This is a genomic window from Limnoraphis robusta CS-951 (genome assembly GCF_000972705.2).
On the sequence record NZ_LATL02000023.1, the window covers coordinates 20,938 to 29,161 of the forward strand.

At 39.2% G+C, this 8,224-nt stretch carries 4 protein-coding genes; 2 read left to right on the forward strand and 2 right to left on the reverse strand.

Translation table 11 applies throughout. The features are described 5' to 3' along the window. Nucleotides 1-137: 137 nt before the first annotated feature. Entirely contained in the window at nucleotides 138-2,567 is a 2,430-nt protein-coding gene (gene ppsA, locus WN50_RS01945) for a phosphoenolpyruvate synthase (RefSeq protein ID WP_046282384.1), read from the forward strand. Between the two features lie 215 nt (nucleotides 2,568-2,782). Here ppsA and WN50_RS01950 read toward each other — a convergent pair whose 3' ends face one another. Next, the gene (locus WN50_RS01950) at nucleotides 2,783-3,169 is read right to left on the reverse strand and encodes a nuclear transport factor 2 family protein (RefSeq protein WP_049557642.1); all 387 of its coding nucleotides are present in this window, start codon (nucleotides 3,167-3,169) and stop codon (nucleotides 2,783-2,785) included. A 313-nt stretch (nucleotides 3,170-3,482) separates the two neighbouring features. On the opposite strand from WN50_RS01950, the gene WN50_RS01955 reads away from it, so the two are divergent. Continuing rightward, on the forward strand, nucleotides 3,483-5,414 hold the full coding sequence (locus tag WN50_RS01955) for an ABC-F family ATP-binding cassette domain-containing protein (protein ID WP_046282387.1): 1,932 nt from the start codon (nucleotides 3,483-3,485) through the stop codon (nucleotides 5,412-5,414). A 10-nt stretch (nucleotides 5,415-5,424) separates the two neighbouring features. On the opposite strand, the gene WN50_RS01960 is transcribed toward WN50_RS01955, so the two are convergent. Next, nucleotides 5,425-8,175, reverse strand: coding sequence for a CHAT domain-containing protein (locus WN50_RS01960; protein ID WP_046282388.1), 2,751 nt, complete (start codon nucleotides 8,173-8,175; stop codon nucleotides 5,425-5,427). Nucleotides 8,176-8,224: the final 49 nt, after the last annotated feature.

Here is an 8,224-nt window from a genome sequence, read left to right on the forward strand (position 1 = left end):
AATTTTAAAGACTTGTTTTAACAAGATTGAAAGGAACGGTCAGCCCGTTTCCGTTTTTAGCCAAACCTGCAAAGAACTCTACTGAAAGATAGAGGCTTTGCGGGAGACTATCACTTTAGTTCGGAGTGAATTTACTGATGTTAAAAACTTTAGCCCTGCAAAATATCTCCCCAGTCAAAGAACAAGCACTCGTGTTATGGTTCGATCAAGTAGGAATCAATGATATTAGCTTTGTCGGCGGAAAAAATGCCTCTCTAGGCGAAATGATCCGGCAATTAACGCCCAAAGGAGTGAATGTTCCGCAAGGGTTTGCCATTACCGCTTATGCTTATCGCTACTTTTTGAAATCGGCGGGTTTAGATGTAAAATTACGTCAACTCTTGGCAGGTTTAGATGTCGATGATTTACCGAATTTGAGAACTCGCGCTGAACAAGCAAGAAATTTATTAATTAATACTCGATTTCCGGTAGACTTAGAAAGTGCGATCGCCCAAGCTTATTTAAAGTTATGTGATCTCTACGGAATGAAGGTAGATGTTGCAGTGCGTTCAAGTGCAACGGCTGAAGATTTACCCGATGCAAGTTTTGCCGGACAGCAGGAAACATATCTGAATATTCAAGGGTGTAAAGCTGTGATTGAAGCGACTCATAAATGTTTTGCTTCTGTGTTTACAGATCGGGCAATTTCTTATCGGACAATTAAAGGGTTTAATCACTTTGATGTTGCCTTGTCGGTGGGCGTTCAGAAGATGGTTCGTTCAGATTTGGCTTGTTCTGGGGTGATGTTTTCGATTGATACAGAAACCGGATTTAAGAATGCAGCTTTAATTACTGCCGCTTACGGTTTAGGGGAAAATGTGGTGCAGGGGGCGGTTAATCCTGATGAATATTTAGTGTTTAAACCGACATTACATGAAGGTTTTCATCCCATTTTAGATAAACGTTTGGGAACTAAAGCCATCAAAATGGTTTATGATGCTGAGGGAACGACTAAAAATATTCGTGTGTCTCCAACACAACAACAAAAATTTGCTTTAAATGATCACGAAATTCTGCACTTGGCGAAGTGGGGGATGTTAATTGAAGACCATTACTCCCGCCTGCGGGGATGCTATTCGCCGATGGATATTGAATGGGCAAAAGATGGGATAACCGGTGAATTATTTGTGGTTCAGGCGCGTCCAGAAACGGTACAATCGCAAAAATCAACGCAGGTTCTCCAGCAATATAAACTTCAACAAAAGGGTAAAATATTAATCACAGGTCGGGCGGTTGGCGATCGCATTGGTCAAGGTAAAGTGAGGGTGATTTTGGATGTTAAAGACATGGATCAATTCCAAGCTGGGGATGTATTAGTTACTAATAAAACCGATCCAGATTGGGAACCGATTCTGAAAAAAGCCAGTGCAATTGTTACGAATTCGGGCGGAAGAACCTGTCATGCGGCGATTATTGCGCGAGAATTAGGCATTCCGGCGATTGTTGGTTGTGGCGATGCAACGACGGTTTTACAAACAGGTGAAACGGTGACGGTTTCTTGTGCGGAAGGGGAAGAAGGTCACGTTTATCAGGGTTTTTTACCGTTTGAAATCGAAGAAACAGTATTAGAAAATCTGCCAAAAACGCGCACCCAAATTTTAATGAATGTGGGGAATCCTGAAGAAGCGTTTCGTTTAGCCGCGATGCCTGCTGATGGCGTAGGGTTGGCGCGTTTAGAGTTTATTATTGCCAATCATATTAAGGTTCATCCCTTAGCATTGATTCATTTTAATCAATTAACAGATGAAAAAGTCAAAGCGCAAATTGAGCAATTAACCGTTCAATATGAGCATAAACCGGATTATTTTGTCGATAAATTGGCACATGGAATCAGTATGATTGCGGCTGCTTTTTATCCCCATCCGGTGATTGTCCGAATGAGTGATCTTAAAAGCAATGAATATGCCAATTTATTGGGGGGTTATCAGTTTGAACCGAAGGAAGAAAACCCGATGATTGGATGGCGAGGGGCATCCCGTTATACTGACCCGAAATATCGAGAAGCCTTTGGGTTAGAATGTCAAGCCATTAAGCGAGTTCGAGATGAAATGGGGTTGGCGAATGTGATTCCGATGATTCCGTTTTGTCGCACTCCCGATGAGGGAAAACAAGTATTAGCAGAGATGGCAAAATATGGCTTAGTTCGGGGTGAAAATGGATTACAAGTTTATGTGATGTGTGAATTGCCCAGTAATGTTTTATTAGCAGATGAATTTTGTCAGGTGTTTGATGGATTTTCAATTGGTTCTAATGATTTAACCCAGTTAACGTTAGGTTTAGATCGAGATTCGGGCTTAGTGGCACATCTATTTGATGAACGTAACCTTGCTGTCCGCCGCATGATCAAAATGGCAATTGAAACGGTTAAACAGCAGGGGCGCAAAATCGGAATTTGTGGTCAAGCGCCCAGTGATTATCCTGAATTTGCTCAGTTTTTGGTGAAATTAGGAATAGATTCGATTAGTTTGAATCCAGATTCAGTCGTCCCAATGATTCTTAATATTGCTGAAATGGAAAGATCGGCGTAATCGAATGATATAGTTTTGGTGGTGTAAGTCAAGTTCTAGAATTTGGGAGGAGTCCTAAGTTCTAGAAAAGCTGAGGCTGCTGAGGTTAGAGTATGACCAAAGCAGTCTTTTTTTTGAAAATCTTCGGGGAAAAAATAGAATTATAGACTCAAGATAGATACAGGCTATCGGGTCTAGGACTCGGGAGAAGAGTCAAAATTCTACATAAAATGAACTTAACCCATTAATTTTGCTTTCATTGCGGCTTCATCCCAATAGGATTGCAATTTTTGAATTTTTCCGGCTTCATTGAATTCAATGATAGCAATTCCTTCAGCCTCAGCCGTGCGACCATTTTTGGTAACAACATTCATTTTCCAGTTGACTGCTGCTGCATGACCCGCCACAAAAATTTTCTCAGGTGTAACGTCTAATTTATCATAAAATTTCGATAATATTTCAAAAAACTTGTGAGCATCTTGTTGGACATTAAGCGGGGGTTTTCCCACCGGGTCATAAACGAGTGCGTCTTCAGCAAAGGTTTGTAGCCAGTTTTCAGGATTTAAAGTCGCGACTTGATGATAGTATTGGATTAAAAGCTGTTCAATCTCGGTTGGGGACATAGCAAGATGCTCTGAGGTATTGGTTTCAATTATAGATGTATTTTTAATTTTTTCCAAGCGATCGCAGTCACAGGTTTTGTGAATTATTTTTTAAAATTTAAAGCGTTGAATGCAGCTTTAAACTCCCGCTCATTTTTTGATGATCAGGGAAAAAATGTTCACCTAAAATCTAGCATTTTAATTTTAAATGCTAAAATTGGATTTTAAATAGAAATGTTAGAGTTGTCCGAAAGGTGATCACAGATGATAAAATAGGATAAACCCTTTTCACCCGTCTATATTTCTAGATAGAGAACACCACCCCAAACGCTGCATGAGTATCTTTACACTACAATCAGTCAAAAAAGATTTTGGAATCAAGGAAATCCTCAGAGATGCCAATCTCAGTCTTGATGCAACCGATAAAATCGGTTTAATTGGCACCAATGGATCAGGAAAGTCTACCTTATTAAAAATAATTGCTGGGTTAGAACCCATTGATAGCGGTCAAGTCTTAGTTAATTCTAAAGTCAACATTGTTTATTTATCTCAAGATCCTGAGTTAGACGAAAATAGCACAGTTATTGAACAGGTTTTTTCCAAAAGCGGCGAACAAATGAAGCTGATTTGGGAGTATGAAGAACTCTCAACAAAAATCGCTAAACATCCTGAAGATAGCCAGTTAGTCACTCGTTTATCAGCCGTTACTCAAGCCATCGATTCGGGTAATGCTTGGGAACTCGAAACGCAAGCTAAAATTATTTTAACTCAACTGGGAATCGAAGATTTTGAAGCAAAAGTGGGAAGTTTATCAGGAGGATATCGCAAACGAATTGCCTTAGCCTCAGCCTTACTTTCTAACCCGGATGTATTGTTAATGGACGAACCCACAAACCATTTAGATGCAGATTTAGTCGAGTGGTTGCAAGGGTATTTGAATACTTATCGCGGGGCTTTATTATTAATTACCCATGATCGTTATTTTTTAGATCGAGTCACCAATCGAATTATTGAACTCGACCGAGGAGATTTGTACACCTATACTGGAAATTATTCTTATTTCTTAGAAAAGAAAGCCGAATCCGAAGATATTGCAGTCAGTCAACAGCGCAAGCATAAAGGCGTTTTACGGCGAGAATTGGAATGGTTAAAACGAGGGCCAAAAGCCAGAAGTACCAAACAAAAAGCCCGAATTCAACGCATCGAAGGAATGCAGGAAACTGAATTCAAGCAAGCCCAAGGAAAAGTCGAAATTTCTACCCCAGGTCGTCGAATTGGCAAAAAGGTTATTGAGTTAAAAAATATCTCTAAATCCTACAACGATAAACCCATTGTACAGGATTTTACTTATACCTTTGAACCGGATGATCGCGTCGGAATTATTGGTAAAAATGGCGTTGGAAAATCAACGTTATTAGATATGATTACCGGGCGACTTCAACCCGACTCGGGAACCGTTGATATTGGTTCAACCATTCATATTGGTTATTTCGATCAACATTCAGAAGATTTAACCCAAGCGTTAAACGAAGAACAGCGAGTGATTGATTATCTCAAAGAAGTGGCTGAATATGTCAAAACAGCCGATGGGACGCAAATTACCGCCTCTCAAATGTTAGAACGATTTCTGTTTCCTCCCAGTCAACAATATTCACCCATTCATAAACTTTCTGGCGGTGAAAAACGGCGATTATTTTTATTACGAGTGTTAATGAGTGCGCCGAACGTGTTAATATTAGATGAACCGACAAACGATTTAGATGTACAAACGTTATCGGTTTTAGAAGAATATTTAGAAGAATTTAACGGTTGCGTTATCGTTGTTTCCCATGATCGCTACTTTTTAGATCGAACGGTTGAGATGATTTTTGCCTTTGAATCTGAGGGAAATTTACGTCAATATCCGGGGAATTATTCAGTTTATTTAGACTATAAAGCGAGAGAAGAAGAAGAAGCTGCAAATCAAGCCACAACCCTTAAAGAAAAAACGTCAGAAGCCCAGGACACAGAAAAATCTCAACGTTATTCTTGGGATAAAGACGGAAACCGCAAACTTTCTTCTAAAGAAAAAAAGGAGTATCAAGCGTTAGAAAAGAAAATTGCCAAATTAGAAGCTGAAAAAGCGAAGTTAGAAGCTGAATTATACAACGTTGCACCTGGAAAAGTCAGTCAAGTTCAAGAACTGCATCACAAGGTTGAACAGTTAGCGCTAGAAATTGATCAAGCGACTGAACGTTGGTTAGAATTAGCGGAAATTGATTCTTAAACACCTTCAACTACTGCCAATTCCCCACTAAAACAAACGGCGCCCAATAAAAAGGATGGCGAGTTCTGTCCTCATTTAAAAGATTAAGTTGAGCGGTTCGTAAGGCTTGCGCTTTATTAGATTTTTGTTGAGGATTGGCTAACTCTCGATAGAAATCAACCATTAAATTAGCGGTACTTTGATCTTCCACTGTCCATAACGTTGCGAGGGTGCTACGCGCTCCGGCTCTTACTGCAATTCCCGCTAATCCCAACGCCGCTCGATCATCCCCTTTTACCGTTTCACAAGCGCTTAAAACTAACAATTCAATCGGAGTATTTTCATCAGGTTTCCGTAAGAGTTGGTCGAATGTTCTAACGTCTATTCTATCATTATACGTCAAAATAAATGTTTCCTCAGCATTAGAACCAAACTGACCATGAGTGGCTAGATGAACCACTGGAAACGGCACCTGATTAATTAAGTTTTGCAGATTTTCTCGGGTAAATTCTTCGTTCTGACGCTTTTCGTGATTGGGAATGGTTTCTGCAATTTGATTTAATTCTTCATCAACGGCTGGAAGCGTTCCAAATTCCCCAAAAGTTGGGGCATCTGTTGCACCCCCTAAGAATGCTCTTAAGTCTTCCTGCGTCAAAGGTTGAGGGTTTAATAATTGTAAACCGGGAGTGAGTGCGATCGCATATTTTTCGACTAAAAACTCCTGACCATCATATAAACTTCCCATCGGAATATTGCGTAAACTGCCATCTAAAACAAACACTAAAGTATCAACTTGGCTATTTTTTAAATCTACTTCAGCCGGACGAATTAACCAGTCATAAACTTGTCGAGTTAAAGTAAAAATTTCGGGCGTTGTTGCCGTGTTTCCATCCGTCGGAGGTTGAATTAATTCTCCTTGCAGTTTTCGGACTGTTTGATTGATTTCTTCTCGGTTTACTTGGGTTGTATAAAGTTTAAAGGTTGCTTCGGGTTCCGTTGGGAAACTGACAATAATTTCTAAGCGATTGGGTAAAATAATCGGATAAATAATAGCAGCAGTTTTAGCGACTTCATCAATAATTTTAGGGTTGGCATCAACACAAGCATCTCGAAAGAAATTATTGAGTTCTGCTAACTGCAAAGACTCAATCACTTGCCGAATTTCTCTAATTTTTAGTTGTAAGTTTTGTGCATCTCCTGCTATTTGAAATCCATTCGCTTCTTGTAACTGTAAATCAACCAATTCACGATAAACAGGTTCGACACTTTCACGGAAAGAAAACTGTACTTCGGGGTTAATGGCGACTAAATCACTGCGTAAAGATTGCAGCGTATTAAAGGCATTTTTATAAGCAGCAATTGCTCCTTTTCGATCCCCTTGTTGTTTACGAATTCGTCCCAGTTGCCAAGAAAATTGATAAGCAATATCGGGTGAATTGTAAGTCGGAGCAATACTCAAGGCTTGTTGGGTAAAATCTTCTGCTATTTTCCATTGTTGAGCCTGTTCATAGAGTTTTCCAAAGGTTCCAAACGCATAAGCTTGACCTTTAATATCTCCTAAATTTTGGGCTTGAGTCACTGCATTTTGTAAAATTTTATCGATTGTTTCCATCGTCAGATTTAGAGGGGAAGTTGCTAATTGCAGAGCCAATAAACTATTAGCAAAATTAACCTGAGTATAAATTACGCTTCGGCTAGGCGGCAAGGTTTTTAAAGGTTCATAAACTAAAGGCCATAATTGTTCTGCTTCTGACCATTGTTGACTATCAATTAATAAACTGAGTTGATTTAATTGGGCTTGTATTTGAGTTTGTAAGACTGAAGAAGATTCGACAGCCTCTTGATACAAACTTGAAGCTTTTTCTAAATTTTCTAAATGGGCTTGACGTTTAGTTTGGCTAACCCGATCTGAATCTCCATCCTTCACAGAAAGGCGACGTTCTCGTTCAGCGATGGATCGTTCTGTATTGCCTAAATTCAAATAAATTGTGGCGATCGCTTCTTTATTTTCCTGTTGTTTCGCGATTTGTAAACTCGCTTCTAAAAGCATCTGAGACTGTTCGATCTGACCCACAACCAGCAGTAAATTTCCTAAACTTCTTAGTCCTTCTAACTTCCAGGCAGAATTGGGTTTATCTAATAATAAATTGACCGTATTTTCTGATAAATTGCAGCCCTGTTCAATAGACTGTTCAACCTCAAGAACCTGTAATAAAGTTTGACAAACTTTCGGATATAAACCTAAATCTTGAAACCCTTGAGCTTGGTTTAATTTATTTTGTGCAAGTCGAGCTTGATCTCCCATCTCTTGATGAATTTTAGCCGCTTCTCCCCAAGTATCAATTGCATTTTGGATTTGTCCTGTCTCCCACTGCAAGCGTCCTTTAATATCAAGAGTTTGAGCTAAAATCTTTGAATTTTCCCGCGACTTTTTTAGAGATTGCAGTAAAGTTAAACTCTGGGTAATTGTTGATTCTGCATCTTGCCATTGATTCAATTTTTGATAGGTTAAAGCTAAATTACTCAACGCCATTGCTTGATTAATTGGATCACGGTTTTGAGCAAAAAACGTTGCCGCATCCTGCCAATACTCCACCGCTTTTTCAAACTGTCCCGCTTGATATAAATCTTTAGCTTGTTGAGTGAGTTGTAAGCCGTCTTCCTGAGTTTGAACAGTAAGAACTTCCTGAGAAGCACGAGCTAAAACAGGCTGTATTACCATCGAAACAATAAATAAACCAATCAGTAAAATTTTGAAGTATTTTTTAAACTTTTTTTTCATCTTTTTGAGCGCTCATTCAATCATTTTTAAACTTGGATAATTTTGGTTA